Raw genomic sequence first — 26,307 nt, 5'->3', positions numbered from 1 at the left:
GGCGACGGCACGGTTGATGCTGCAGTGCGAAAATGACCATGGCACGGACCGCCAGGGTTTACGAGCAAATTAGAAACCGGTTGAAAGCGATCCGCTGACGGCGGCAGCAGTCGCTAACCCCTTGCAGTCGGGCGGTTCTCTTGTTTCACTTCGCTTCCCGCAATCGGAGGAACGAATCATGGCTAAAGGTGCGATGAAGGCAGGCAAGGAAGCCCGCAAGCCGAAGAAGGACGCCAAGAAACCCGCTCCCGCTCCGGCCCTGAAGGCGCCGCCTGTCAAGGCGATGAAGCTTAAGGACAAGTAGGTCCGGGCCATCCGCATTGGAATAGGATTACGACCGGCAACGTTGTTGCCGGTCGTTGCTGATCGAGCGCCCGAAATACCGATGTTGGCATCGCGGGGACGACCTCGCGCTACCCCAAATCCGGACGGGACGACCCGCCATTGCTTGATTGATTGATCGTCGGGCACCCGAAGATCGCTTTTCGGTCCGATGCTCTGATGGAGCGTTGTCGATGTCTTGGATTCTTCTCTTTTTTGCCGGCCTGTTCGAGATCGGCTGGGCAATCGGCCTCAAATACACCGATGGCTTTTCGAAGCTGGTGCCGACCGTGCTGACCGTTGCCTCCATGATCGTCAGCCTCGCCTTGCTCGGCCTGGCGCTGAAGACGCTGCCGGTGGGTACCGCCTATGCGGTGTGGACCGGCATCGGCACCGTCGGTACGGCACTGCTCGGCGTCTGGCTGCTCGGCGAGCCGGCCACGGCGATCAGGCTGGCCTGCATCGCGCTCATCGTCTGCGGCATCATGGGACTGAAGTTCGCCGCCTGACCGGAACGGCGGACAAACGCGTTCAGGGTCGCTGCAAGGCGACCCTGATTCTTGAAGCTGATTGCTTCGGCAGTTTTGAGGCTAGCGGGCGGAGAAGCCCGGAGGCGTCCTGCCGGTACGCTGCTTGCGCGCCGCATAACGCGCGTCGCGCTTGGCCTTGCGTTCGGCTTCGTCGGCCAGAAAACGGGCGATGCGCTCGTTCTCTTCGGATTCCCGAATCTTGGCCTCGGCCTGTGCGGCTTCCTCGGCGGCGATACGTGCTGCCTCGGCCGCCGCCTCGCGCTCGGCCTTCTCGACCGCTTCGCGTGCCAGCTTTTCCTGCTTCAGCCGGGCCTTTTCAGCCTCGCGGATTTCGCGGGCCGCTAGGATTGCCTTGCGTTCGGCCTGCCGCGCCAGCACTGCGGGATCATCCGCAGCCGGCTTTGCCTTGAAGCGCTCGAGGAGCGCCTTCTTTGCCTCGTTTGCGGCGTTGCGCCGCTCGAAAACGTCTTTTTCCCTGTAGATAGCCAAGTCCACTTCCCTGGAGTCAATTCGCGACGCTTACATACGCGCGAAAACCGAGAGTTCAAGCGCCAAAACGGCATGGCAGCCATGAAATTATTGGCTGTTGCAGCCGGGAGACGTCTTTTCGGGCGAAACCGGCATGCACTGTTCACCGTCCGCCCCTCTGGCGGCGCGGCGGGTCGGTCGCTACGTCTAGAGCGATTCACCAGAAACGGTGAACCGCGCTTTATCTCTGTGTTGACGCAATTCCGGGCGGAAATCCGCCTCGCACTTTTCCTGGGATTGCTACGCGACCAACCCAACAGCAGGATGACACTTAATGGAACTCGGTCTCTACACCTTCGCCGACGTCAGCCCGCAGCCGGGTCCGGGCGCCATCGGCCCGCATGAGCGGCTGCGCAACCTGATCGAGGAGGTCGAACTGGCCGATCAGGTCGGTCTCGACGTCTTTGGCCTCGGCGAGCACCACCGGCCCGATTATGCGGCCTCAGCGCCGGTCGTAGCCCTGGCCGCAGCCGCCGAGCGCTCGAAGCGTATCAAGCTGACCAGCGCGGTCACCGTCCTGTCTTCCGATGACCCGGTGCGCGTCTTCCAGCAGTTCGCCACGCTCGATCTTCTGTCGGGCGGCCGCGCCGAGATCATGGCCGGACGCGGCTCGTTCATCGAATCCTTCCCGCTGTTCGGCTACAACCTCGAGGACTATGACGAGCTGTTCGCCGAAAAGCTCGACCTGCTGCTCGCCATCCGCGATAGCGTGAAGGTCACCTGGTCCGGCAATCTGCGCGCGTCGATCAACGATCGCGGCGTTTATCCCCGGCCCTTCCAGGACAGGCTGCCGGTCTGGATCGCCATTGGTGGGACGCCACAGTCTGCCGCCCGCGCTGGCGCACTCGGCCTGCCGCTGGCGCTCGCCATCATTGGCGGCGAGCCGGAACGGTTCGCGCCGCTGTTCGATCTCTACCACGAGGCCGCCAGGCGCGCCGGCAGCGAACCGGCTGATCTCGCCACCAGCATCAACGTGCATGGCTTTATCGGCGAAACGACCGAGCAGGCGGCCGACGATTTCTATGGACCCCAGGCGGAAGTGATGAACCGCATCGGCCGCGAGCGCGGCTGGGGTCCGACATCGCGGGCGCATTTCGACCAGTCGCGCGGTCCCAACGGCGCACTGTTCGTCGGCAGCCCCGAGCAGGTGGCCGAGAAGATCGTCGCCCAGCACAAGATCTTCGGCAACGACCGTTTCCTGCTGCAGATGGCGATCGGCACCATGCCGCATGCCAAGATCATGAAGGCGATCGAACTCTACGGCACCAGGGTGGCGCCGATCGTGCGCAAGGAAACGGCGAAATCCGCGCCGGCGCTGGCGGTGCCCGTCGAAAAGTAGGTCGGCCCCGATCTCCCCTGACGAAACCAGGTGGAATGGCGGGCATGAAGCCGATCGCCACGGGGTACGTTCCAATATCCATGACCATGGCCGGAAACGGCTCGTGCTGTCGCGACATGCGCTTAAAGGCAATGGTCATACCAGCCATCTCGGTGGAGCCCGGTTCACCTAACCCTGGAACCTGACCCCGTCACTCTGCGTTTCATGCAGGCAATCGCCGATCGCCGAGGGGCGCCCGGCTCAAGGGGCGAGCATGAAGACCGAACCCACTGCCTTGGGCGCAGGCGTTGCCGATGAGCCGAATTCGCGCGTCGCGGCTCACGCCGACATGCATCTGACGCGCTTACTGCTCGTCGGCATCTTCCTGTTCATGGCCATCTATGCGCTCTACTTCGCCCGCGCGTTCTTCATGCCGGTCATCCTGGCTTTTCTGCTGACGCTGACGCTGACGCCGATCGTCCGGCTGCTGCGCAAGCGCGGCATCCCCGAAGTGGTTTCGGCAACCGTGCTGGTGCTGCTGTCGCTTTTCGTTTTCGCCAGTGCCGGCTATTTGCTCAGCGGTCCGGTCATCGAACTCATCAACAACACCTCGTCGATAGGCCAGCGACTCACCGAACGCCTGGCGCAATTGCGGCGTCCGCTCGAGAAGATCATGCAGATTTCGCATCAGATCGAACAGCTGACCGAGACCTCGCAGGAGCCGGGCGTCCAGAAGGTGGCGGTGGCGCAATCCGGCATTCTGTCTGCAGCGGCCAGCAACATCCTGTCGGCGGGAACAAGCCTCACCATAATCTTCGTACTGTCGCTGTTCCTGCTCGCCTCCGGCACGATGTTCTACGAGAAGATCATCCAGTCCTTCGCGCGTCTTAGCGAAAAGAAGCGGGCGCTGCGCGTCGTCTATGACGTGGAGCGGGAAATCTCGCACTATCTGCTCACTGTCACCATCATCAATGCCGGTCTCGGCGCCGTCATCGGCCTTGGCCTGTGGGCACTCGGCGTGCCCAACCCGCAAGTCTGGGGCATCACTGCCGCCATGCTCAACTTCCTGCCCTATGTCGGCGCGCTGTTGACCATCATGCTTGTCACGATCATGTCGCTGATCAGCTTCGACACCGTCTCCTACGCGCTACTGGCTCCGGCCTTCGTGTTGTTGTGCGATATCATCGAAGGCCAGTTCGTGACCCCGACGGTGGTCGGCCGCCGCCTCGAGATCAATGCCGTGGCGATCCTCATCGCCATCGCCTTCTGGTCGTGGCTGTGGGGCTTCGTCGGTGCCTTGATGGCGGTGCCGCTGCTGGTCGTCATCAAAGTGTTCTGCGATCATTTCGACGGCCTCAGCCATGTCGGCAATTTTCTCGCCGCACAACACACGGCTGTCATCGAGGACGAGGACGTCGCCGACACTGAAATTGCAAAAGGCTGATCAATATTTTTGAATTTGCAGGTCGCAGGGCGCTTCCTACATGCGGTCCTGACACAGGAAACCGTTCATGACCGACCTTTCCGTTCTCGACCTGTCGCCGATCGTCGAAGGCAGCGATGCCTCGCAATCGCTGGCCAATTCGCTTGATCTTGCCCGTCATGCCGAGCGGCTGGGCTACAAGCGCTTCTGGCTGGCCGAGCATCACAACATGCCAGGCATCGCCAGTGCGGCAACCGCGGTCGTCATTGCCCATGTTGCCGGCGGCACCAAGGCCATTCGTGTCGGCGCCGGCGGCATCATGCTGCCCAACCACGCGCCGCTGGTGATTGCCGAGCAGTTTGGCACGCTGGCCGCTTTGCATCCGGGCCGCATCGACCTCGGCCTCGGCCGGGCGCCCGGCACCGACATGGCCACGGCCCGCGCCTTGCGCCGCAATCTCGAGGCCGGGGTCGACAATTTCCCGCAGGATGTCATCGAGCTGATGCGCTATTTCCAGCCGGCCGAGGAAGGTCAGCGCATCCGCGCCGTGCCTGGCGAGGGCCAGAACGTGCCAGTCTGGATCCTCGGATCCAGCCTCTATGGTGCGCAGCTCGCTGCCATGCTCGGCCTGCCCTATGCCTTCGCCTCGCATTTCGCGCCGGCGGAACTCGATCACGCGCTGGACGTCTACCGCTCGCGCTTCCAGCCATCGGAGCAGCTCGACAAGCCGCATGTCATGCTTGGCCTCAACGTCTTTGCCGCGCCCACCGACGCCGAGGCATGGTTGCTGTTCACGTCATTGCAACAGGCCTTTGTCAACCTGCGCACCGGTCGGGCCGGCCGACTGCCGCCACCTGTCGAGAACTATGAGCGCGATCTCGAGCCGATGGCCAGGACCATGCTCGGCCAGGCATTGTCCTGCGCCGTCGTCGGCTCCCCGGATACGGTCCGGCAAGGCATCGACGCCTTCGTGCGCCGCACCGGTGCCGACGAGCTGATGGTCACCGCGCAGATCTTCGATCATGCGTCGCGAGTGCGGTCGTTCGAGATACTGGCCGAGGCGCATAAATCGCTATCGCAAGCTGCCTGACAGTCCGGCTCGGCTAAAGGCGGCACACCTTTCGCAACGTCGAGCGCCCGCCGACGCGCGAAAAACTAAGCGCTCACGCTCTGCGCCATCGCTCCCAGCGGGCGGCATGAATTGCGGATCATCAGCCGGCCTTTGAGCACCAGCTTGCGCGGCGGCGCGTCCCTGTTGCCGGCGAGACGGTCGAGCAAGAGGTTGGCCGCCTGTTCGCCGATCGCCTGCACCGGCTGCGCCACCGTGGTCAGCTGCGGCTGGAACACATCGGACCATGGAAAATCGTCGAAACAGGCGACCGAAATGTCTTCAGGGCAGGACAGGCCGATGTCGCGGATCGCCTTCATGGTGCCGATCACCATCGGGTTGTTGGCCGAGAAGATCGCGCTTGGCCGATCATGCGAGGAAAGCATCTGCATGGTGGCATTGTAGCCGTCGATCTCGTGGAAATTGCCGAAACGGATCAACTCCTCGGCGATAGGCAGGCCGGCGGCGTGAAGCGCCTCGCGATATCCCGTCATGCGGTCATGCATCGGCGAAATGTCCGACGTGCCGGTGATGTAGCCAATGCGCCGATGGCCGAGATTGATCAGGTAGGTGATGGCGTCGAACACCGCGCGCTGGTTGTCGAGCACCACGGCATCGGTATCGACGCCTTTGCAGAGACGGTCGAGCAGCACGACCGGCACATTGGCGTCGTCGACGATCCGTTTGAGGATAGCGCCGTCGCCGACGCGCGCCACGATCAGCCCGTCGACCATGCGGTCGAGCAGCAGCCTGATCTGGTCGTCCTGGGTGTTCAGGTCCTCGTCCGTGCAGCAAAGCATGACGGCATAGCCGGCCCGGTCGAAGGCCTGCTGGATGACCGAGACGACATCGGTGAAGAACGGGTTGGTGATGTGCGGCACGGTCAAGCCGATGGTGCGGGTCGTGCCCATCTTCAGGCTGCGGGCGATCGCGTTGCGCTTGTAGCCGATATCGCGGATCGCCTGTTCGATGCGCTGGCTGAGCTCCGGGCTGACCGTTGCCGTGCCGTTGATAAGCGCCGATACCGTGGCGACCGATACACGCGCCGCTTCGGCGACGTGGAGCATGGTCGGCGCCGTGGATTTTCGCTTCCTAGTCCGCTTGAATGCTGTCATTTCTAAACGTTTCGCCACCCCTCTATGTGCTACATCTACGGATTTTTGCATTTCTTCGCAAGAATTGAAATATGTCGGGCCAGCACCATCAGATAGCGGCTTGACATGATCGAAACGTTTAGATTAGCGTTTGGTGAGATTTGACGAGGACGGAAGGGAGGCCGCCATTGTCATGAAGCATGCGAATTCCCTGTCCCCGGAGCACAGTGCGGCGGATCGTTCGAACGTCGTTCTGAGCGCCGAGCATATTTCCAAGAGCTTCGGCGGCATCGCCGCCTTGGTCGACGTCCGCTTCGAACTGCGGCGCGGCGAAGTCCATGCCCTGATGGGCGAGAACGGCGCCGGCAAATCGACGCTGATGAAGATCCTCTCCGGCGTCTACACCGGCTATGAAGGTACGGTCAGCGTCGATGGCCGTCCCGTCAGCTTCTCTGGCGTGCGCGACGCCGAGGATGCCGGCATCGCCATCATCCACCAGGAACTCAACCTGGTGCCGGAACTCAGCGTCGCCGACAACATCTTCCTCGGGCGCGAGAAGCTGATCGCCGGGCTGATCGTCGACCGCAAGGCGAGCAGCCGCGCCGCAGATGCTTTGTTGCGGCGGCTCGGCATCGAACTCGATCCGCAAGCCCGCGTCGGTGCCTTGCGCGTCGGCGAACAGCAGTTGGTCGAGATCGCCAAGGCGCTGTCGATGTCGGCACGTATCCTGATCATGGACGAGCCGACTTCGGCGCTGTCACCGGCCGAATGCCAGCGGCTGTTCCGCATCATTCGCCAGCTGGCCGACAGTGGTGTCGCCATCGTCTACATCTCGCACCGCATTGACGAGGTCATGCATCTGGCCAGCCGCGTTACCGTGTTTCGCGACGGGCGCCACGTACTGACCGAGCCGATGGGCAAGCTCGACGAAGACGCGATCATTTCCGCGATGGTCGGCCGCAACCTGCTCGCGTCCCCTGAGGGGGAGCGCGGCCCCAGTGGCAGGATCGTGCTCTCGGTCGAGAACCTGTCGCTGTCGAAGCCCGATGCCCATGGCTGGCGCACGGTGATCGACGGCGTCGGATTCGATCTTGCCGCTGGAGAAATCCTCGGCATTGGCGGGCTGCTCGGCTCTGGCCGCACCGAGATACTGGAAGCGATCTTCGGCTCGAGCGACGGCCGCACCGGTGGTGAAATCCAGGTCGATGGCCGGCCGGTGGATATCCGTTCGCCCCGCGACGCGCGGCGGCTGGGCATTGCGCTGGTGACCGAGGACCGCAAGACGCAAGGCCTGCATCTGCAGGCCTCGATATCAGACAATGTCGCGTTGCCGCTGGTCGGGTCGCTGGCGCGCTTCGGCATCCGCTCGCTGGCCGGCGAACAGGGGCTGGCGCGGCAGGCGGTCAAGTCGCTCGGCATCCGCTGCCAGGACATCGACCAGCCCGCCGGCACGCTGTCGGGAGGCAACCAGCAGAAGGTCGTCATCGGCAAATGGCTGGCGACCAGGCCAAGGGTGTTGTTGCTGGACGAGCCGACGCGCGGCATAGACGTCGGCGCCAAACGCGAGATCTACGACCTGATCTTCAAACTGGCGCGCGATGGCCTCGCCATCGCGGTCATCAGTTCGGAACTGCCCGAGCTTCTGCATCTCTCCGACTGCATCCTGGTGATGGCCGACGGCCGCCAGACAGGCATTCTTTCCCGCGATGCGGCCAGCGAAGAGGCCATCATGCGCCTCGCCGCACCGCGTCGGACCATATCGAGACCAGCCGCATGACTGTCCTGAAACTCCTGTCCCAAACCAAGCTCTATTGGGGCCTGATCGCCATCTTCCTGATCGGCGTGCTGGGCTCGCCGATGAGTTCGAAGGGCAACAACATCTTTCTCTCCTACGGCAATCTGCTCGACGTGCTGCGCCAGGTCTCGACCACCGGGCTGATCGCCACCGGCATGACGGCGGTCATCATCACCGGCGGCATCGATCTCTCCGTCGGCTCGCTGATGGCCATTTGCTCGGTGGTCTGCGCCATGCTGCTGACCGTTCCAGGCGTGACGCCGGGCGTCGTGCTGGGCGTGCCGACCGTCGCCTTGGTGGCGCTTTGCCTTGGCTTCGTCGTCACCCGCTTCATCTTCCAGAACCTTGCAAAATCCCGTGCCGGTGCCGATCTCGTCCGTGAGATCAGGCTCGACGGAATTCGCGGTCTGATCACGCCCGCCGTCGTCGGCGTGGTCCTGTGCAGCCTGTCGCTATGGTACCTGCTGCCGCAGATTGAGCCGAAATTCGGTGTGCTCGGCGTGTTGCTGGTCGCGCCGTGCGTCGGGTTGCTGTTCGGCGCGCTCAACGGCTTCATCATCGTTGCCGGACGGCTGCAGCCCTTCATCGTCACTCTGGCGATGATGGTGACGGCGCTCGGCATCGCCCGGCTGACCGCCGGCCAGAACAATGCGGTTCTGCCGGTCTATACCGGCTCGAACGCCACCGCCGATTTCGAGATGCTGCGCTCGCTGGTGTTCGGCGTCATCCCGATGCCCGGCCTGTTCTTCCTCGGCGCTATCCTGATCTATGGCGCGGTGCTGCGCTTCACGCCCTTCGGCCGCTATGTCTATGCCATCGGCGGCAATGAGGAGGCGGCGCGCCTCTCCGGCATTGCAGCCGGCCGCGTCAAGATCGCCACCTATGCCATTTCCGGCCTGCTCGCCGGCATCGCCGCCGTGCTCTATGTCGCGCAGTACCGGCAAGGCAAGCCGGATGCCGGCGCCGGGCTGGAGCTGGACGCCATCGCCGCGGTCGTCATCGGCGGGACCAGCCTGATGGGCGGGCGCGGCAGCCTCACCGGCACGTTCTGCGGTGTGCTGATCTTCGGGCTGCTCTCCAATATCCTGCAGCTCCACAACATCAATTCGAACCTTCAGCTGGTGCTGAAGGGGATGATCATCATCGGCACCGTGCTCGTGCAGGAGCGCAATGCTGGTGATCTCCTGGCCTATCTGCGCCTGCCAGGCGGGCAAACGGCGCGCAAGGAAACGGCCGCGGCAAAGCGGCCGTCACAAGAGACATCGTCTCTCAATCTCGGAGGAAACAAAAAATGAAACGACGTGACATGCTGAAACTTGCCGCCATGACCGCGGCACTGCTGACCACCACCGCGCTGCTGACCGGCGGCAATGCCTTCGCCCAGGACAAGAGGTGGAAGATCGGCTTCTCCCAGGTGACGACCATCGAGCCCTGGCGTGCGCAGTTCAACAAGGACATCCTGGCCGAAGCCGCCAAGCATCCCGAGGTCGAGCTGATCATCACCGACGGCGAGGACAAGACCGAAAAGCAGGTCGCCGATGTCGAGAACCTGATCCGCCAAGAGGTCGACGCGCTGCTGGTGTCGCCGAAGGAATCCGCCGGGCTGACCGGCGTCGTGCAGCAGGCAATCGACGCCAAGATTCCGGTCTTCGTGCTCGACCGCAACGTCGACACCAAGGACTACACCCAGTTCGTCGGCGGCGACAACGCGCTGATCGGCCGCGCGGCCGGCGAATATGCCGTCGAACTGCTTGGCGGCAAGGGCAAGGCATCAGGCAATGTCGTCGAGATCTGGGGCGGCATGGGCACCCAGCCGGCGCATGATCGCCATGACGGCTTCCATGAGTTCACCGACAAGGAACCGGGCATCAAATATTTGCTCGACCAGCAATCGGGCGACTGGAAGCAGGACCAGGCCTACAATTTGATGGCCAATGCGCTGAAGAGCAACGAGAAGATCGATCTCGTCTATGGCCACAATGACCCGATGGCCTATGGCGCCTATCTCGCCGCCAAGGATGTCGGCCGCGAGAAGGACATCAAGTTCATCGGCATCGACGGTCTGCCCAACGAAGGTGTGCAGATGGTGAACAAGGGCGAACTGACGGCGACCTTCACCTACGTCACTCCCGGCGCCGAGGGCCTGCGCCAGGCGATCAAGTTCCTCAACGGCGAAAAGGTCGAAAAGACCATCACCTTGCCGACCGAGAAGATCACCAAGGAAAACGCCGCCAAGGTGCTGAAGGACAACGGCCTCTGATCTAAACTTCCTGCCGGGTGCTTTTGCGCCCGGCAGATCCGCCTACGCCAGCTTCGCCAGCAGTTTCATGAAGGTGGCGATCTCCTTGGCCGAGAGCGGCGCCAGTGTTTCCCTTGTGATCTCACGGGCCAGCGGGATCAGGCGCTCGATGGCGTCGCGGCCTTCTGCGGTCAGGTTGACCAGCAGCCGTCGCTTGTCGACCTCATGCTTGGAAAGCTCGACAAGGCCGCGCGCCTTCAGCCGGTCGATGACACCCTTCACCGTCGCCGCATCCATGGCGATCAGCGTGCCGAGCTGGTTCTGCGAGGTCTCGCCGACGTCGCGCAGCTTGGCGAGAGCCGCGAATTGCGGTGGCGTCAGGTCGCCGATATGCGCGGCAAAGATCGAGACATGGCGCTGATGCGCCTTGCGCAGGATGAAGCCGACCTGCTCCTGCAAATGGTAATCCTGGTCGTCAGGCTCTTCGGACTCGACCAGCTTCAGCAGATTTTCCTCAGCACTCACCGCAGCCCGTCCCAGGCCTTGATATCCTTGGCGGCTAGGCCGCCCATGCGGTCGTGCACGCGCGGGCCACAGGTCATGGCGAGGCAAAACAGGATCTCGTCGGGGCGCGGCCCGTCGCTGATGCCGACTTCCATGGCGTCGAAATGGCTTCGCACATAGGCGGCGTTGATATGGCCGAGCGGCACGTCGAGCTTTGAACCGAAAGCGCCGACCTTCTTCGCCGACGGCACGATCGCCTTGGCGTCGCCGAGCCGTTCGCGCATCGCGTAGCCGCCCGGCACATGCCAGAGCGCGCCATGCTCGAGTTCGCCCGATGTGCCGACAATGGCGCCCTTGCCGTAACCGTCGATCTGTTTGACGTCGCCGCCGAGTGCGGCGATCAGCCGGTCGGCGAGCAGCAGGCCGAGCGGCTTCAGATCATCCATGGCGCTCTGCAAATCCTCGACATAGCGCCCGGCGAACGGGTTCGTCACCAGCGCCATGGCGGCGGCGCGGCGGCGCGGCACTTTTGCGACCGGCCCGCCCTCGTGAAAGATCTCCTCGGTCAGAACCGCGATCTTGCGGATCGGAAACTCAGGCATGGGCAACTTCCTTCCCTGGACTTTTGTTGGGCGCGGCGAGCGCCATTGAACCACTGATGCGGGTCTGGCCGGCAAGGAAGAGCGCCGATGCGGCGATCAAGCCCCTGCGGCGGAAATCTTCGGCGACGGCAAGGCCGCTGTCCAGCGCCATGGCGATCTCCGCTGGAGAAAGCCGGCCGACCTCTTGCGTGACAAGCCTGTCGCCAAGGTCGCTGTCCGGCGCCAGATCGCGCGCCGGCACACGCCGGATAGCCTGATGATTGGCCAAGTCGACGGCGTTGGCGATCAGCGTCGCGGCGGCATCGGCTTCTGCTCCCGTGCGCGCCAGCACGGTCACCGCATCGGCAATGCCCAACGAAAACGAGCGCCCGCGCCAGCCGCTGGTGGCAACGCCGCGCACGCCATCCTCGACATGGATGACGATGCGATCGGCGAGGCCGTGCCCGGTGCCGGCGATGGCAAGTGTCATCGATCGGCCGGCGCCGAGATGGATCGCACTGTCGCCGCCATTGTTGACATAGGCGCGATCGAGCCTGCGTCCGACAAGCAGCGCATCAAGCATTTCGTCGGCTACCGAGCCGGCGACGGCCGCCATCGGTGTGATGAAGCTTTCGGCCAACGGCATTACAGCCGCTTCCATGCGCCGCGCTGTCGGACCGACGAAAGCGCGGGCCCGCAACGCGGCTGGGCGGCGCAGTTCGGGCAATTCCTCCACCAGCTCGGGCAGGATGGTCTGGAACCGCGCCACGGCTTGCTCGTAGGCCAGGCGGCATTCGCCCGCCTCGCCAAAGGCTTCGACGATCAGGTCGATCGGCCCGTGGTTGAGATGCAGCCGCTTGCCGTCCTGCAGCCAATGTACTTGCGGGCCTTCCATCACCCAGCCCCGTTCGACACAGCGCGGCGCAATTGCGCCAGCGGCGGCCATGGATTGCTGGCCGGCGCATCGGTGCCGCGTCGCGGATTGAGGTATTCGCCACCCCTGGCAACGATGTCCTCGACGCTACGGATCTCGGTCTCGTAACCGCCGAGCCTGACATAATCGTCACGGCGCAGGGTGAATTCGATCGGCGCAACAAGTGCGGGTGTCGGCACATAGCCGAAGGCGCCCTCCGGCACCCGCGTGACATCGACCATCAGCGTGATGCCGCCGCCCGGCCAGACATAGACCGGCGCGCCGCCGACCGTGACATAGGTAGTCAAGCCCTGCACGGAACGGGTCAGGTTGACCGGGTTTTCGGTGACGCCGGCGCGCAGCGAACCACCGGCGCCGCCGATGAACAGCACGGTACACAGCGCCGGCTCGCAATTGTCCTCGATCAGTTCGACCGATTTCTGCAGCCGTTCGGGAAATGGCTTCTGCACCGGCTTCAGCTCGTCGTCGAGCTCGTAATAGGCGAACTGCTCGCCGGTGGTCGAAACCATCAGCAGCGACAGGCCCGGCCGCGCGCCCTTCTTGGCATTCCATTCGCCGAGGATCGACAGCGGGTCGGATATGCTGGTGCCGCCCCAGCCGAGGCCGGGTTCGGAAACCTTGAAATAGCGGCCTGGCGTCGAGCGGCGGCCGATGATTTTTATGCCGGTGTCCTGCCAGCCCAACACCTTGCCGGCCTGATGCTCGGAAACGACGCCGGTTATGTGGTCGTCGACCACCACCACCTCGTCGACCAGGCCGCGCCATTGCGTGGCGAACATGCCGATGGTGGCCGAGCCGCACCCGACACGCATGCGGTGTTCCTGCTTGCCGTCGATGACGGGTGGCTTGCCGGCTTCGACTGTGATGATGGCGCCGCCGTCGATGGCCAGTTCGACAGGCTTGCGGTTGCACAGATTGAGCAGCGCGTCGCAAGTGGCGCGGCCTTCAGCCTTGGAGCCGCCGGTCAGATGGTGCACGCCGCCAAGCGACAGCATCTGAGAGCCATATTCGCCTGTCGTGACATGGCCGATCGCTTCGCCCTGCGACCGCACCACAGCTGTTTCGGGTCCGATATGACGGTCGGTGTCGATCTTCACCTTGACGCCGCAATAGGAGAAGATGCCCTCGGTAACGACCGTGACGAGATCGACCCCCTCGACCTCCTGGCTGACGATGAACGGCGCCGGCTTGTAGTCGGGGTAGGTGGTTCCGGCACCAATGGCAGTGACGAAGCGGCGGCCGGTGTTGATCAGTTCGCCGTCCCACGCCTCGCCCTCGGCAACGAACGGCACGATTGCCACGCCGGTTTCCGCCGCATGGTCGAGGATGGTCAGCGGGTCCATCCGCACGATCCTGCCGCCGACATTGCCGTAGCGGTCGCAGGCGCCGGTGCGCCCATCGGCGATGTAGCACATCACCGGACAGGCATCGCAGCGGATCTTCTCCGCCACCAGCTTCTCGCCGGGATCGTGGGTTTCGAAGCGTTCGGCAAGCTCGCTCATCGGCGTGCCTCCTTTTCGCGAATAGCGGCGCGGATACGCGTCGGCGTCGCCGGAACCTTGGTGACCAGGACGCCGGTGGCGTGGCGGATGGCGTTGAGGATCGCCGGCGCCGTCGGGATCAGCACATGCTCGCCCAACCCCTTGGCGCCAAAGGGTCCTTCCGGATCCGGAACTTCTATCAGGATGGTCTCGATCGGCGGAACGTCGCCGATGGTCGGAATGAGATAGTCGTGCAGATTCTCGGTGCGGCCGGGGATATACTCCTCCATCAGCGCCATGCCGATGCCTTGCGCGATGCCGCCTTCGATCTGGCCCTCGACCAGCAGCGGGTTGATCGCCTTGCCGACGTCGTGCGCTGCGGTGATCTTGATCAGCTTCACCGTGCCGAGCTTGAGGTCGACCTCGAGTTCAGCAATCTGCGCGCCATAGCCATAGACCGCATAGGGCTTGCCCTGGCCCTTGGCGTCTAGCGGCAGCGTCGGCGGGTCGTAGGTCTCCTCGGCACGGAAGACGAAGCCTTCGGCATCTACGTCGAGCGAGGCGAGTTCGATACGGCGAGTGGCCTCACCTTCGCGGATAGCGATCGCCGGGCCGTCGAGTTGCAGCGATGCCTTTTCGGACACATTGGCGAAACGCAGGATCTTTTCGCGCAAGGCGCGGCCGGCCTTCTCTGCCGCCTTGCCGGTGACGAACGTCTGGCGCGAGGCCGATGTCTTGCCGGCGTCGGGAGTGATAGCCGTATCGCCGCTCTTCAGCTGGAATTTTTCCAACGGCAGGCCGAGCGCGTCGGCGCAGATCTGGGTGATGACCGTGTTCGAGCCTTGGCCGATATCGATGGCGCCCTGGTGCAGGATGACCGCGCCGTCTGCAGCGATGCCGACGCGAATGGTCGACGGATTGGGCAGCGAAGTGTTGCCGCAGCCGTACCAGCAGGACGCGATGCCAACGCCGCGCTTTCTATCCCTGTTGGCACTGTTGAACGCATCCGCATCGGCCGTGGCGAGCGCCCAATGCGGCCGCAGCGATTCGAGGCATTCGGCAATGCCGACACCGGAGTCCAGTCGCTGCCCGGTAACCGTTTCGGAACCGTTCCGAAGGCAGTTCTTCAAGCGAAACTCAAGCCGGTCCATGCCGAGCTTGCCGGCCAGCTCGTCATAGAGCGTCTCCTGCATGATCGTCGCCTGCGGCACCCCGAAGCCACGGAAGGCGCCGGAAATCGGCCCATGCGTGTGAATGGCCCGGCCCTCGGCCCGGTAGTTCGGCGTCGCGTAGGGTCCGGACGCATGCACCGGGACGCGGTTGGCGACCGTCGGCCCCCAGCTCGCATAGGCGCCGGTGTTGAAATCGCCTTCGAAGATCATGCCGGTGACAAGGCCATCGGCATCGGCGCCGATCGTCGCCTTCATCTCGGCCGGGTGACGCTTGGTGGTCGACACCATAGATTCGTTGCGGGTGTAGGTGAGTGCCGCCGGCCGTCCGGTCTTCAGCGCCACAAGGCCGATCAGCGGCTGCAGCGAGACATCGAGTTTCGAGCCGAAACCGCCACCTGTCGCCGTCGGCACGATGCGCACCTTGTCGACGGCAAGGCCGAGCACCTTCGCCGTCTCGTCGCGATCCATATAAGGCGCCTGGGTGCAGGCGACGACCACCAGCGTATCGCCGTCCAGATACGCATAGCCGGCTTCCGGTTCGATATAGGCGTGCTCGACATAGGAGGTGTCGATGGCGCCGGACACGATGAAGGCCGCGCCGGCGAGAGCCGCCTCGGGGTCACCGCGTTCGACGAAGCCGGCAGTAAGCAGGTTTGCCGGCCGGTTGTCGTGAATGAGCTTGGCACCGCCGGCTCTCGCTTCGCGCGGCTGCAGAAAATGCGGCAATTCGGTCCAGCGAACCGGAAAATCCGACATGTCTAGATCGAGGATCGCCTCGCGCTCGCCGGCAACGAGCGCCACCGCCTCGCCGCGCAGGCGAGCAAACCCTTCGGCCAGCGCCGGCTGGTCGGCGAACGGCCCGATGACGCCGAAACAGTTCTTGCCGGGAATGTCGGCGGCAGTGAAGACACCGGCGATGCCGGGATGTGCCTTCGCCCAGCCGTCGAGGTCACCGAAGGCGAAGCCGGCGTGATAATGCGGCGAGCGGACCACCAGCACGGCCAGCGCGTCGGCAGGGAAAGAATCGCCGCCGAATTTCTCACAGCCGGTGACTTTAGGCAGGCCATCGAGCCTGACGGGGGAGGAGCCGATCGCTTGGCCGGATTGAGGCAAGCGGAAATCGAGGCTTGCTGCTTGCAGTGACGCATCCATCACCGCCGCGATGATCTTCCGGTAGCCGGTACAGCGGCACAGAATCCCGCCCAGCGCGTCCTGCACCTCGGTCTCGGTCGGGTTAGGCCGCTTGTCCAGCAATGCCGTTGCCGCGACCAGCAGCGCTGGCGTGCAGATGCCGCACTGCGCCGCGCCATGGGCAAGGAACGAGGCTTGCAGCGCCGACAGCCGGCCGTTGGCGAGGCCTTCAACGGTTGTAACCGACGTTCCGGCAGCGGACGCAACCGACATCAGGCAGGCGCAGACGGGATCGCCGTCGACCAGCACCGTGCAGGCACCGCAATCGCCGGCATCGCAGCCGACCTTGGTGCCGGTCAGCAGCAGTTCGTCGCGCAATACCGACGATAGCCGGCGCAGCGGCGGTACGTTGACCGAGATGGCGTCGCCATTGACCTCGAAAGCGATATCGGCCCGTGCAGCGCCGAAGCCAGGCAGGACGCTGCCCAGATCGGGCAGGGCTTCATTCATTTCAGTCTGAACTTGGCTCACGCCGCCACCTCGTCGCCAGTCGTCCATCCCGCAGCCGCAAGCACGGCGCGGGCCACGATCTCGCGCACCGCATCGATCCGGTACTCGGCACTGCCGCGCACATCAGCGATCGGCGACAGTTCGCCCATCGGGGCGGACAGGATCGCATCGGCGAGTCCGTCGTCCGATGGGAGCCCGCGCAAGGCAGCCTCGACGCCAACAAGCCGCTTGGCCACCACCGAGCAGGAGCCGGCGGCGACCATGGCATCCGCGACAATGCCATTCTCGACAACCAGACGCGCCGCCACCATGGCAATGGAGATCACAAGGTAGCGCCGCGCGCCGAGCTTGACGAAAGCCGACGTGCCAGTGGTAGCGCCTTTCGGCACGCGAATGGCCGTCACCATCTCGCCTGGAAGCAAAGCCGTGCGGCGGTTGCCGAGAATGAAATCGTGCAGCGGCAGACGGCGTGTCGCAGCCACGGAACGCAGCTCGACCTCGGCGTCGAGGACGAGCAAAGCCGGCACACCATCGGCGGCAGGCGACGCGTTGCAGAGGTTGCCGGCGACCGAGGCGACATTCTGGATCTGCGCCGAGCCGACCTCTCGCGCCGCCTGTTTCAGCGCATCGAAGGCCGGCGGCAAGGGATGGCGAATGATATCGGTCCAGGTCGTACGCGCGCCGATGACGAAATGGCTGCCCGTCTCTGCAATGCCGCGCAGCGCCGCCAGGCCGTTGATGTCGAGGACATCGTCCCGGAACGGTTTGCTGCCCTGCGCCGGATAAAAATCGGTGCCGCCGGCAAGAATGCGCCAGGCGCCCTCGCCAAGCAAAGCGAGAGCTTCGTCGACCGAGGTGGGTTTCGCGTAACGGATCACGCCTTGCCTTCCAGAAAAGAGGTCTTCCAGAACCGGTATTTCGAAAGATCCGGCCGGCAGCGTCGGCCGGGGGAATTCATTCGTATGCAAATGATATCAAGACGGCAGGAATTGTCAAAGCCGGAGTTTGCGACCACTCGGTCGGCACGCATTTCTTATGCCTTGAGAGGTTGACGCCGCGGCCCTTCTGGTCAAGTTTCTGCGTCCGGTCGCGTCAGCGGCATTTTCCACTGGAGCCTGCATACGGAAGAGGAAAGCCCATGGCCGACGAAGCGCTTGTCGTCATCGACCTGCAAAACGACTTTTGTCCGGGCGGCGCGCTGGCGGTTGCCGGTGGCGACGAGATCGTGCCGCTGGTCAACGACCTGATCCGGCACGCCGATCACGTCGTGCTGACGCAGGACTGGCACCCCGCCGGCCATTCCAGCTTTGCTTCCAGTCATCCGGGCGCGCAGCCTTTCACGATGATCGAAATGCCCTATGGCCAGCAGACGCTGTGGCCCGACCATTGCATCCAGGGCAGCCTGGGCTCCGATTTCCATTCCGGCCTTGCCTGGACCAAGGCCGAACTCGTCATCCGCAAGGGATTTCGGCCCGATATCGACAGCTATTCGGCCTTTTTCGAGAACGACCGCAAGACCCAAACCGGTCTTGGCGGCTATCTCCGGGAACGCGGCATCGACACGCTGACCCTGGTCGGGCTGGCGACCGATTTCTGCGTCGCCTTCTCGGCGCTGGACGCCGTCAGCCAGGGCTTCAAGACCACCGTCAGGCTCGACGCCTGCCGTGGCATCGATCTCAACGGTTCGCTCGATACAATGCTGCACCGCATGCGCGATGCCGGAGTGACGCTCGAAGATCCCTTGTCGGATTGAGCGGATCGTGGGGCACAAGAGGCGCTTCTTACCGACCGCAACGGATGTGATGGCAGGTGCCGCAATCGCTGTCGCAATGCTCTTCCCGGCACAGGCGCTGGCTGCGGAAGCGCACGGCCCGCCCGGCGAGGTGATGTCGCTATGGTGGGCACTGCCCTTCACCGGACTGCTTTTGTCGATCGCCACCGGCCCGCTGCTGTTCCCTCATGCCTGGGAGCATCACTACGGCAAGATCGCAGCCCTGTGGGCAGCGCTGGTGATCGTGCCGCTGGCCCTTGCCTTCGGCGTCCCCTCGGCGACCGAGGCGGTGTTGCATGCGCTGCTTACCGAATACATGTCGTTCATCATCCTGCTGTTCGCGCTGTTCACCATTTCAGGCGGCATTCTGGTCGCCGGCAACATTCACGGCACGCCGCTGGTCAATGCCGGGCTGTTGCTGGTCGGTGCACTGCTCGCCTCGGTCATCGGCACGACCGGCGCCTCGATGATCCTGATCCGGCCGATCCTGCGCGCCAACGATAACCGGCCGTTCAACGCCCATGTCGTGATCTTCTTCATCTTCCTGGTCTCCAACATCGGCGGTTCGCTGACGCCTTTGGGCGACCCGCCGCTGTTCGTCGGCTTCCTGCGCGGGGTCGACTTCTTCTGGACGACCGCCAACCTCTATCGCGAAACGCTGTTCGTCGGCGGTGTCGTGCTGGCCGTCTTCCTAGGCATCGACATCGTCCTGCACCGGCGCGAGGCTGGCGCGCCAAAGATCAAGGATCCGACACCGGATACGGAGGTGCGCCTGCGCGGCCTGGCCAATCTTCCACTGCTGGCCGGCGTGATCGGTGCCATCCTGCTGTCGGCGGCCTGGAAGCCGGGCGTGAGCTTTTCCGCCCTCGGGGTGAGTCTCGAGCTGCAGAACCTGGTGCGCGACGCCATCATCCTGGCGCTCGCCTTCCTTTCGCTCGCAGTCTCGCGCAAGAGCCACCGCGAGGCGAACGGCTTCAATTGGGGACCGATCGCGGAAGTCGCAAAGCTGTTTGCCGGCATCTTCATATGCATCGTGCCGGTCGTTGCCATCTTGAGAGCCGGACATGACGGCGCGCTGGCGCCCCTGGTCGCCCTCGTCACTTCGTCCTCGGGCACGCCCGACGATCTCGCCTATTTCTGGCTGACCGGCGCGCTGTCGTCTTTCCTCGACAATGCGCCGACCTATCTGGTGTTCTTCGAGCTTTCCGGCGGCGACCCACGGCACCTGATGACGGAATTCGCCTCGACTCTGGCGGCGATCTCGGCTGGCGCCGTGTTCATGGGCGCCAACACCTATATCGGCAATGCGCCCAACTTCATGGTCTACGCCATAGCCCGACATCGAGGCGTGAAGATGCCGGGCTTTTTCGGCTATATGGCATGGTCCGGCTTGGTGCTGATCCCGATATTCCTGATCGCGGGTTTTCTGTTTTTCGGCTGATCAGCCCACGCCGACATAGCGTCGCACCGCCGACGGGTCGGCGCGCAGCCCTGCGACATCGACCGTCTCGCGATTGCGGCCGTTTTCGATGAAGGCAACACGGTCGGCGACCGAAAGCACCGCATCGACACGCTGTTCGACCAGAATGGTCGAGACGCCCATCTCGCGCAGTTGCGACACCGTCTCGCGGATCTTGGCGATCATCGACGGCATCAGCCCTTCGGTCGGCTCGTCGAGCAGCAGCACCTGTGGTTCGAGGCACAGCGCACGCGCCATGGCCAGCATCTGCTGTTCGCCGCCGGACAGGGTACCGGAGCGTTGCCGCAGCCGCTGGCGCAGCAATGGAAAAAGGTCGAGGACGTTTTCCCGCACGACCTTGCCCTTGCCGCGCGCCATCAGGCCGATCTCGAGGTTTTCGGCCACCGTCATCTCGGCGAACAGCCGCCTTCCCTGCGGCACATAGGCGACCCCGGCTTTGGGTACCTCGTGCGCCGGCAGTCCGGTCAATTCCTTGCCATCGAGCCTGATCGAGCCGGCGCTTGACGGGACCAGCCCCATGATGGCCTTGAGCGTCGTCGTCTTGCCGGCCCCGTTGCGGCCGAACAGGCACAGCACCTCGCCCTTGTTCAGCACCAGGTCTAGTCCATAGAGCACCTGGACCTCGCCATAGAAGCAATCGAGCCCCGCGATTGCCAATGCTTCGGACTTCGTCTCCGTCATGGGGCGGTCCCCAGATAGGCTTCCTGCACCGCCGCATTCTCGCGGATCGCTTCCGGCGTGCCTTCGGCGAGAATCCTGCCGGCGTTGAAGACGGTGATGCGGTCGGCCAGTTGCATGACGACAGGCATGTTGTGCTCGATCAAAAGCACGGTGGCGTTTTTGGCGATCTCGCGCACCAGCTCAATGAAATTGTCGATCTCACTGTCGGCAAGGCCTTGCGTCGGTTCGTCGAGGATCAGCAGGCGCGGCTTCAGCGCCAGGCCCATCGCCACTTCCAGCAGGCGCTGGTGGCCGTAGGACAACTGCCCGGCCGGCATGTGGGCACGGTCGGCGAGGCCGGTGCGTTCGAGCGCCGACATGACGCCTGCCCGCACCGCACCCTTCGAGCGGCCATCGCTCAGGGTGCGCTGCACCGGCAGCGCGACATTGTCGTAGGCGGAAAGATTGGCAAAGACGCTGGTGATCTGGAACGTGTAGGCGATGCCCTGGCGAACCCTGATATAGGCCGGCTGGCTGGTGATGTCGGCACCGTCGAAGATTATCATGCCGGAAGATGGCTGGATGCGGCCGCTGACCAGGCTGACGAAAGTGGTCTTCCCCGCCCCGTTCGGGCCGATGACGGCGCGGATTTCGCCCGGCATCAGCTCGAAATCGACGCCGTCGACGGCGCGCAGGCCGCCGAAGTTTCGCGACAGGCCCTTGGTGGTCAGAAGCGGCATCATGGCAGCCACCCAAGCCAGCGCTGCCGGATGCTGCCCAGAATGCCCTTGGGGAAAAACAGCACCAAAAGGATCAGCGCGATGCCGACGATCAGCAGATAGGCCGAGGTGTAGCCGCTGGTGATGTCGATGACATAATACATGAACAGAGTGCCGATCAGCGGCCCGAGTGTCGTGGCCGCACCCCCGAGCAGCACCCACAGCAGCGGCAGGATCGAATACTGCACCGAAGCGAAGCTCGATCCGACATAGCCGAACAGCAGCGCATAGGCGGCGCCTGAAGCAGCGCAGATAGTGCCGGAGATGACGACGGCGGCGAGCTTGTTGGAAAACGTGTCGTAGCCCAGCATCTTCGTCCGCTCCTCGTTCTCGCGGATGGCGACCAGCACGCGGCCATATCGGGAGCGGACGATCGCCAATGTGACAAGCAGCACGAGCGAGAACAGCGCCAGCGCCGTCATATAGCGCACGGTCGGATTGGTGATATCGAGCGACCTCGAGCCGAAAGCAAGCACCCGTGCCGGTTGGGGTACGACCATGCCCTGGTCGCCACCGGTCCATGTCGCGAAGTAGAGAATGAGGAGGTAGAAGACCTGGGCGAACATCATGGTGACGATCATAAAGGCGACACCCGTGGTGCGCAGCGCCAACAGGCCTATCGCCAGCGCCAGCACTGCCCCGCAGGCGATCCCGCCAAGGAAGGCCAGTGGCACGCTCCAGCCGAGATGGATGACGGCAAGGCCGGCGCCATAGAGCCCGGCGGCGAAGAACATGGCATGGCCGAGGCTGAGCAGGCCGACATAGCCGAACAACATGTTGTAGCCCATGGCAAAGACCGCCAGCACCATGATGCGGGCAAGCAGGCCGTGATAATAGTCCGGCAGCAGGAAACTCAGCACGAAGAGCAGGGCGATGGAGCTGAGATGCAGGGCATAGGCCTTTGCCGGCGAAGCTTCGCTCATCGCGATGCCGTCCCGAACAGGCCTTGAGGCCGGAACACCAGTACCATGGCCACCAGCAGCGTGGCGATGATCTTGGCCAGCGTCGGCGAGAAGAACATCGAGATGATGCCGTCGGAGAGGCCAATCAGCACGGCGGCGACGACGGTTCCGCGCAGCGAGCCGAGGCCGCCGATGATGACGACGATGAAGGACAGCAGCAGCGGGTCCTGTCCCATCAGATAATGCGCCTGGCTGATCGGCACGATCAGCACCGCGGCAATGGCCGCCAGCATGGCGCCGAGCGCGAAGACGCCGCCATAGACGCGGCCGACGGGAATGCCGAAGGCCTGCGCCATCTCGCTGTCATACTGCGTGGCGCGCATGATGAGGCCGATTTTGGTGCGCGTCAGCACCAGCCATGTCGCGATCAGAAGAAGCGCGGAAGCGGCGATAATCGACAGCTTGTAGCCGGAGTAGCCGAACCATGGCAAAAGGATGCGGTAGCTGAATGGTGGCTCCACCGGCCGCGCCTCCGGACCGTAGAAGGTCAGCGCCAGCTGCTGGATGATGTAGAGCATGCCGATGGTGGCAACGATGGTGGCTTCCGGATTGTAGTTGAGCCGGCGTAGCACCAGCCGTTCGGCGATCAGCGCAATGGCGCCGACAATCAATGGTGCAATCACCAGTGCCGCCAGGAAGCCGATCGCCGGATGCCCTCCGATCGCCGTGGTGATCGCCCATGCAAGCACGGCGCCGAGCATGAAGAACTCGCCATGCGCGACATTGACCACCCGCATGACGCCGAACACCAGCGACAAACCAAGCGCCGTCAGTGCCAGCACCGCGGAGGTGACGAGGCCTTCGAGGGCGGCGAGGAGGAGGTGCGGACCGAAGTGCATCGGCTATACGCCCAAGGCAGGCGCGAGGCGCACCCCCCTCTGCCCTGCCGGGCATCTCCCCCTCAAGGGGGGAGATTGGCTGTCCCCGCTGCCTTCGCCAATAGCCGATGGTGATAAATGGCCGCCTTCGCAAGAACAGCCGATCTCCCCCCTTGAGGGGGAGATGTCCGGCAGGACAGAGGGGGGTGGGCCGAAGGGCACTGCGCTTAAAGGACCAAGCCTAAAGCGCCTGCGTCGTGTAATCCCCCTCGGGCTCGTAAAGCCCGTCCTCGATCTTGGTCTTGTGCATGACCTTCAGCTTGCCGCCTTCGACCTTGGAGATGTTCTGAATGCCGAAGCACTGGTGGATCGTGCCATTGAAGGTTTTGGGTCCTTGCGGGTGCTCGGGTCCTTCGGCGAATTCGGTCAGCGCCTCGGTCGCCTCGACCAGCTTGGCGCGGTCTTCCGGTCCCTTGTAGCCGGCATCTTCCATCGCCTTCTTGACGACGTAGAGCGTTTCCCAGCAGCCGAACATATGGGCCGCGGTCGAGACGTCCTTGGGGTCGCCGACGGCGGCACCATTGTCGTCGATGCCGACGGCGGCGCGGTAGGCCTTTTGCGCCTCGGAATCGTCTGGCTGCGCATAGCGCGGCGAGCCTTCCCAGAAATGGCTGCCATCGAGGAATTCGAGGCCGGGGCTGTTGATGTCGGTGGCTTCGAGCGAATCGATGAAACCGAACAACTGCGGCCGGTTGGAGCCGTAGAATTCGCCGAGTTCCTTGACGAAGGTGAGCACCGCCGGGCCGACCATGACGTGATAGAGCACCTCGGTCTCGGCCGGGATCTGCGGGAAGTACTTGGTGAAGGAGGATTCCGTCGGCGGGATGGCGATCTGGGCGATGACGTTGGCGCCTTGCGCCTTCAGCGCCGGCGGCAGGTAGTCGCGATGGTCGTAGCCGAAGGCGAAATCCGGGAAGATCATGGTGACCTTCTTGCCGACATTGCCTGCAATCCACGGCGCCATTGCCTGGATCTGGCTCTTCACATCGGTGATCCCAGGCTGGAAGACATACCGGTTCAGCTTGGTCGAGGCGACATGATGGCCTTCGCTGACGACGAAATACGGGATCTTGGCTTCGCCGGCAGCCGGCGCCGAACCGCTGACGACGTGCGAGAACAGCGTGCCGAAGACGATGTCGGTCTTGTGCTGCGTGGCGAACTTGCCGACCACCTCGGCGCCACGGCCGGGATCGGTGCCGTCATCCTCGATGATCACCTCGACCTGGCGGCCATTGATGCCGCCGGCAGCGTTGATCGCCTTGACCGCGGCAGCCGTGGTCTTCTCGTACCAGCGGCCATAGGCAGCGCCGATGCCGGTGCGGTGCGACTGGAAGCCGATCTTGATCGGCGCCGAACTCTGCGCCTGGGAATAGCGTACGAAGCCGGGGGCGGTGACCAGGCCGGCGGTGGCAGCCAGACCCTTCAGCGCCGTACGGCGGGTGAGCGCAGTCTTGGAGAGGTCGAAAAATCCATTCTTGTCAGCCATGTTCGTTCCCCTGTTTTTCAGTCTTGACCAACGATAAGGCGGCTTAGGCACCCTCTCTCAGAGGACGCGAAAAATTGCATGTATACAAACTAAATCACCAAAGCCTTGATGTGGCAAGCGAGCTTCCCCGACGATATCGAGGCCGCCGTTTTCTCATCCGGCGGTCGGCGTGGCAAGCAACCAGAGGCCGAAGACGGTGTAGGCGATCATCAGCAAGGTAAGCGGGAACTGGCTGAGCGCGGCGCGGGAAGGCTGCGGGTGCAGGCGCCAGGCGAAGCCGTGGGCGACCAGGACGGCGAGCACATGGCCTGATATGATGACGCCGGCCTGTACATTCCACAGCCACCACGCCGAGTCCGCCCCGGCAACGATGCCGGCCTCGATCTGCATGTCGGCGGTGCCGAACAGGTTCCAGCCCAGCGCGAACGGGTCGGAAAGTGCCGCAAGCGCATACTGTCCGTCGACGAGCAGCGCCGTCAGATAATGAGCGACATGATAGGCGAGCGCGATCGGCACGATCGACCAGACCAGCAGGCCAGCCGCCTCGCCGAGGCTGCGATCACCGTCGGCGAGGCGCTGGCCGAGCCAGACGGCAAGCAGGAACACCGCCGCCAGCAGCACGAATGTCAGCACCAACCCGAACGTGCCGCTGCCGATCACCGCGGTGCGGCCGGGAAATTCGAGCGGATTGATGCCGAACAGGCCAAGCCAGAAGAACGTCTTCGACAAGCCGTCGAACGATACCGATGATAGGGCCAGCAGCAGGAAGGCGATGCCGCTGGTCGGCAACGGCTCGGCGGCGAGCAGCTTGGCGCCCGGCCAGCACAGGCCAAGCCGGCCGTTCTCATCGCGCTCTACAATCGCGAAGCGCGCCACCATCGAGAAGAAAACCGTCAGGAATTCGCCGCTGCGGCTCCAGGCACGATAGCCGAATACCAGCATCGCAAGGAAGGTGAGCAGCCAGTAAAGGCCCGCGGCTGAGGCCAGCCGCACCGGATCGTCAGGCGCCGGATCGATGAGTTCGAACCAGGCAACGGCGAAGAACAGTATCACTGCCGGCCAGTAGCCAAGCCATCGAGGGTATTGCCACCTTCCCTCGTCGTCCGCGCCCAACAGGCGCGAGACGAGGCGCCATGGCCCGTACCACGGGCTGAGCCATGACCAGAGATCGCCGAAGACGCCTTGCAACAGCGCGAAGCCGGCCCACAGCAATGTCCAGATCACCAGCGGCAACGGGTTGGAGAGCGGGTCGCGGCTGCCGAAAAAGCCGGCGGCGATGAGGAGTACAAAGCCGGCAAAGGATATCAGGCTGACGGCAGCGCGGACGCTGTCACCGAAGGTGAATAGCGGCAGGCGCCGGCGCCAGAAACGATCGAGCCAATCCGCCGGCAGCAGCGCCAGCACGAGGAAACTGACGGCAACGGCGAAGGCGCCGCCGACCAGGTAGTAGCCCGTCGGCAGGAGCAGGACATGGCCACGGTCGGAGGCGTGGGCGAAGGCGGGGGTGGGGAGGAAGGCCAGCAAAGCGATGAGGCACGGGGGCGCAACTCTCGCAGGAAGGCACTCTACGGCGCCCCCCTCTGTCCTGCCGGACATCTCCCCCTCAAGTGGGGAGATTGGCA

At 63.9% G+C, this 26,307-nt stretch carries 24 protein-coding genes; 10 read left to right on the top strand and 14 right to left on the bottom strand.

Annotation, left to right across the window (positions count from 1 at the left end; genetic code table 11):
- Window positions 1–178 precede the first annotated feature (178 nt).
- Window positions 179–304 (top strand): hypothetical protein, encoded by a 126-nt coding sequence (locus NKJ89_RS09135; RefSeq protein ID WP_013528464.1) that lies wholly within the window; start codon window positions 179–181, stop codon window positions 302–304.
- Window positions 305–515: 211 nt separating this feature from the next.
- Window positions 516–830, top strand: a complete 315-nt coding sequence (gene sugE / locus NKJ89_RS09130; protein WP_352601733.1) for a quaternary ammonium compound efflux SMR transporter SugE — start codon at window positions 516–518, stop codon at window positions 828–830.
- 81 nt (window positions 831–911) lie between these two features.
- Here sugE and NKJ89_RS09125 read toward each other — a convergent pair whose 3' ends face one another.
- Window positions 912–1,340: a DUF6481 family protein gene (locus NKJ89_RS09125; RefSeq protein WP_023761392.1), complete on the bottom strand. Its 429-nt coding sequence runs from the start codon at window positions 1,338–1,340 to the stop codon at window positions 912–914.
- Window positions 1,341–1,653: 313 nt separating this feature from the next.
- Here NKJ89_RS09125 and NKJ89_RS09120 point away from each other — a divergent pair, with 313 nt between their 5' ends.
- The 3 genes from NKJ89_RS09120 (at window position 1,654) to NKJ89_RS09110 (ending at window position 5,210) form a co-directional block, all read left to right on the top strand.
- Window positions 1,654–2,718 carry an LLM class flavin-dependent oxidoreductase gene (locus tag NKJ89_RS09120; RefSeq protein WP_352601731.1) on the top strand — a complete coding sequence of 355 codons (1,065 nt, stop codon included), beginning with the start codon at window positions 1,654–1,656 and terminating at the stop codon, window positions 2,716–2,718.
- 253 nt (window positions 2,719–2,971) lie between these two features.
- On the top strand, window positions 2,972–4,141 hold the full coding sequence (locus NKJ89_RS09115; protein ID WP_352601729.1) for an AI-2E family transporter: 1,170 nt from the start codon (window positions 2,972–2,974) through the stop codon (window positions 4,139–4,141).
- 67 nt (window positions 4,142–4,208) lie between these two features.
- Window positions 4,209–5,210: an LLM class flavin-dependent oxidoreductase gene (locus NKJ89_RS09110; protein WP_023761395.1), complete on the top strand. Its 1,002-nt coding sequence runs from the start codon at window positions 4,209–4,211 to the stop codon at window positions 5,208–5,210.
- Window positions 5,211–5,275: 65 nt separating this feature from the next.
- On the opposite strand, the gene NKJ89_RS09105 is transcribed toward NKJ89_RS09110, so the two are convergent.
- Entirely contained in the window at window positions 5,276–6,295 is a 1,020-nt protein-coding gene (locus NKJ89_RS09105; protein WP_352601727.1) for a LacI family DNA-binding transcriptional regulator, read from the bottom strand.
- 220 nt (window positions 6,296–6,515) lie between these two features.
- Here NKJ89_RS09105 and NKJ89_RS09100 point away from each other — a divergent pair, with 220 nt between their 5' ends.
- The 3 genes from NKJ89_RS09100 to NKJ89_RS09090 are packed head-to-tail and all read left to right on the top strand — an operon-like array spanning window position 6,516 to window position 10,377.
- Window positions 6,516–8,099 carry a sugar ABC transporter ATP-binding protein gene (locus tag NKJ89_RS09100; RefSeq protein WP_352601725.1) on the top strand — a complete coding sequence of 528 codons (1,584 nt, stop codon included), beginning with the start codon at window positions 6,516–6,518 and terminating at the stop codon, window positions 8,097–8,099.
- Window positions 8,096–9,412 (top strand): ABC transporter permease, encoded by a 1,317-nt coding sequence (locus NKJ89_RS09095; RefSeq protein ID WP_352601723.1) that lies wholly within the window; start codon window positions 8,096–8,098, stop codon window positions 9,410–9,412. The genes NKJ89_RS09100 and NKJ89_RS09095 overlap by 4 nt, the downstream gene beginning before the upstream one ends.
- Window positions 9,409–10,377 carry a substrate-binding domain-containing protein gene (locus tag NKJ89_RS09090; RefSeq protein WP_352601721.1) on the top strand — a complete coding sequence of 323 codons (969 nt, stop codon included), beginning with the start codon at window positions 9,409–9,411 and terminating at the stop codon, window positions 10,375–10,377. Before NKJ89_RS09095 ends, NKJ89_RS09090 begins: the two co-directional genes overlap by 4 nt.
- Before the next feature lie 42 nt (window positions 10,378–10,419).
- Here NKJ89_RS09090 and NKJ89_RS09085 read toward each other — a convergent pair whose 3' ends face one another.
- Genes NKJ89_RS09085 through NKJ89_RS09060 form a run of 6 tightly spaced genes read right to left on the bottom strand, consistent with a single transcriptional unit; the run spans window position 10,420 to window position 17,547 of the window.
- Window positions 10,420–10,881 (bottom strand): MarR family winged helix-turn-helix transcriptional regulator, encoded by a 462-nt coding sequence (locus NKJ89_RS09085; RefSeq protein ID WP_023761400.1) that lies wholly within the window; start codon window positions 10,879–10,881, stop codon window positions 10,420–10,422.
- Complete coding sequence (locus NKJ89_RS09080) at window positions 10,878–11,462, bottom strand: amino acid synthesis family protein (RefSeq protein WP_352601719.1); 585 nt, start codon at window positions 11,460–11,462, stop codon at window positions 10,878–10,880. Before NKJ89_RS09080 ends, NKJ89_RS09085 begins: the two co-directional genes overlap by 4 nt.
- A complete protein-coding gene (locus NKJ89_RS09075; RefSeq protein ID WP_352601855.1) occupies window positions 11,455–12,336 on the bottom strand; it encodes a UPF0280 family protein in 882 nt (293 codons plus the stop codon). The genes NKJ89_RS09080 and NKJ89_RS09075 overlap by 8 nt, the downstream gene beginning before the upstream one ends.
- The gene (locus NKJ89_RS09070; protein ID WP_352601716.1) at window positions 12,336–13,877 is read right to left on the bottom strand and encodes a 6-hydroxynicotinate reductase; all 1,542 of its coding nucleotides are present in this window, start codon (window positions 13,875–13,877) and stop codon (window positions 12,336–12,338) included. Before NKJ89_RS09070 ends, NKJ89_RS09075 begins: the two co-directional genes overlap by 1 nt.
- The gene (locus NKJ89_RS09065) at window positions 13,874–16,669 is read right to left on the bottom strand and encodes a molybdopterin-dependent oxidoreductase (RefSeq protein ID WP_352601852.1); all 2,796 of its coding nucleotides are present in this window, start codon (window positions 16,667–16,669) and stop codon (window positions 13,874–13,876) included. The genes NKJ89_RS09070 and NKJ89_RS09065 overlap by 4 nt, the downstream gene beginning before the upstream one ends.
- A 17-nt stretch (window positions 16,670–16,686) precedes the next feature.
- Window positions 16,687–17,547 carry an FAD binding domain-containing protein gene (locus tag NKJ89_RS09060; RefSeq protein ID WP_352601714.1) on the bottom strand — a complete coding sequence of 287 codons (861 nt, stop codon included), beginning with the start codon at window positions 17,545–17,547 and terminating at the stop codon, window positions 16,687–16,689.
- Between the two features lie 260 nt (window positions 17,548–17,807).
- Here NKJ89_RS09060 and pncA point away from each other — a divergent pair, with 260 nt between their 5' ends.
- The gene (gene pncA, locus NKJ89_RS09055) at window positions 17,808–18,422 is read left to right on the top strand and encodes a bifunctional nicotinamidase/pyrazinamidase (RefSeq protein WP_352601712.1); all 615 of its coding nucleotides are present in this window, start codon (window positions 17,808–17,810) and stop codon (window positions 18,420–18,422) included.
- A 49-nt stretch (window positions 18,423–18,471) separates the two neighbouring features.
- The gene (locus NKJ89_RS09050; RefSeq protein ID WP_352601710.1) at window positions 18,472–19,881 is read left to right on the top strand and encodes a sodium:proton antiporter; all 1,410 of its coding nucleotides are present in this window, start codon (window positions 18,472–18,474) and stop codon (window positions 19,879–19,881) included.
- Here the strand turns inward: NKJ89_RS09050 and NKJ89_RS09045 are convergent, their stop codons facing one another.
- The 6 genes from NKJ89_RS09045 to NKJ89_RS09020 all read right to left on the bottom strand — a co-directional run bounded on the left by NKJ89_RS09045 (window position 19,882) and on the right by NKJ89_RS09020 (window position 26,281).
- On the bottom strand, window positions 19,882–20,601 hold the full coding sequence (locus NKJ89_RS09045; protein ID WP_352601708.1) for an ABC transporter ATP-binding protein: 720 nt from the start codon (window positions 20,599–20,601) through the stop codon (window positions 19,882–19,884). It abuts the gene before it with no gap.
- Window positions 20,598–21,323: an ABC transporter ATP-binding protein gene (locus tag NKJ89_RS09040; RefSeq protein WP_352601706.1), complete on the bottom strand. Its 726-nt coding sequence runs from the start codon at window positions 21,321–21,323 to the stop codon at window positions 20,598–20,600. The genes NKJ89_RS09045 and NKJ89_RS09040 overlap by 4 nt, the downstream gene beginning before the upstream one ends.
- Complete coding sequence (locus NKJ89_RS09035; protein WP_352601704.1) at window positions 21,320–22,282, bottom strand: branched-chain amino acid ABC transporter permease; 963 nt, start codon at window positions 22,280–22,282, stop codon at window positions 21,320–21,322. Before NKJ89_RS09035 ends, NKJ89_RS09040 begins: the two co-directional genes overlap by 4 nt.
- Window positions 22,279–23,160, bottom strand: a complete 882-nt coding sequence (locus tag NKJ89_RS09030; protein WP_352601702.1) for a branched-chain amino acid ABC transporter permease — start codon at window positions 23,158–23,160, stop codon at window positions 22,279–22,281. The genes NKJ89_RS09035 and NKJ89_RS09030 overlap by 4 nt, the downstream gene beginning before the upstream one ends.
- A gap of 220 nt (window positions 23,161–23,380) precedes the next feature.
- Window positions 23,381–24,685: an ABC transporter substrate-binding protein gene (locus tag NKJ89_RS09025; RefSeq protein WP_352601700.1), complete on the bottom strand. Its 1,305-nt coding sequence runs from the start codon at window positions 24,683–24,685 to the stop codon at window positions 23,381–23,383.
- Window positions 24,686–24,838: 153 nt separating this feature from the next.
- Complete coding sequence (locus tag NKJ89_RS09020; RefSeq protein WP_352601698.1) at window positions 24,839–26,281, bottom strand: hypothetical protein; 1,443 nt, start codon at window positions 26,279–26,281, stop codon at window positions 24,839–24,841.
- Window positions 26,282–26,307 lie beyond the last annotated feature (26 nt).

The organism is Mesorhizobium sp. M0047 (assembly GCF_040323315.1).
Lineage (GTDB): Bacteria > Pseudomonadota > Alphaproteobacteria > Rhizobiales > Rhizobiaceae > Mesorhizobium.
Note: the sequence above shows the minus strand (reverse complement) of the source record. Positions and strands in the feature narration are given on the sequence as shown.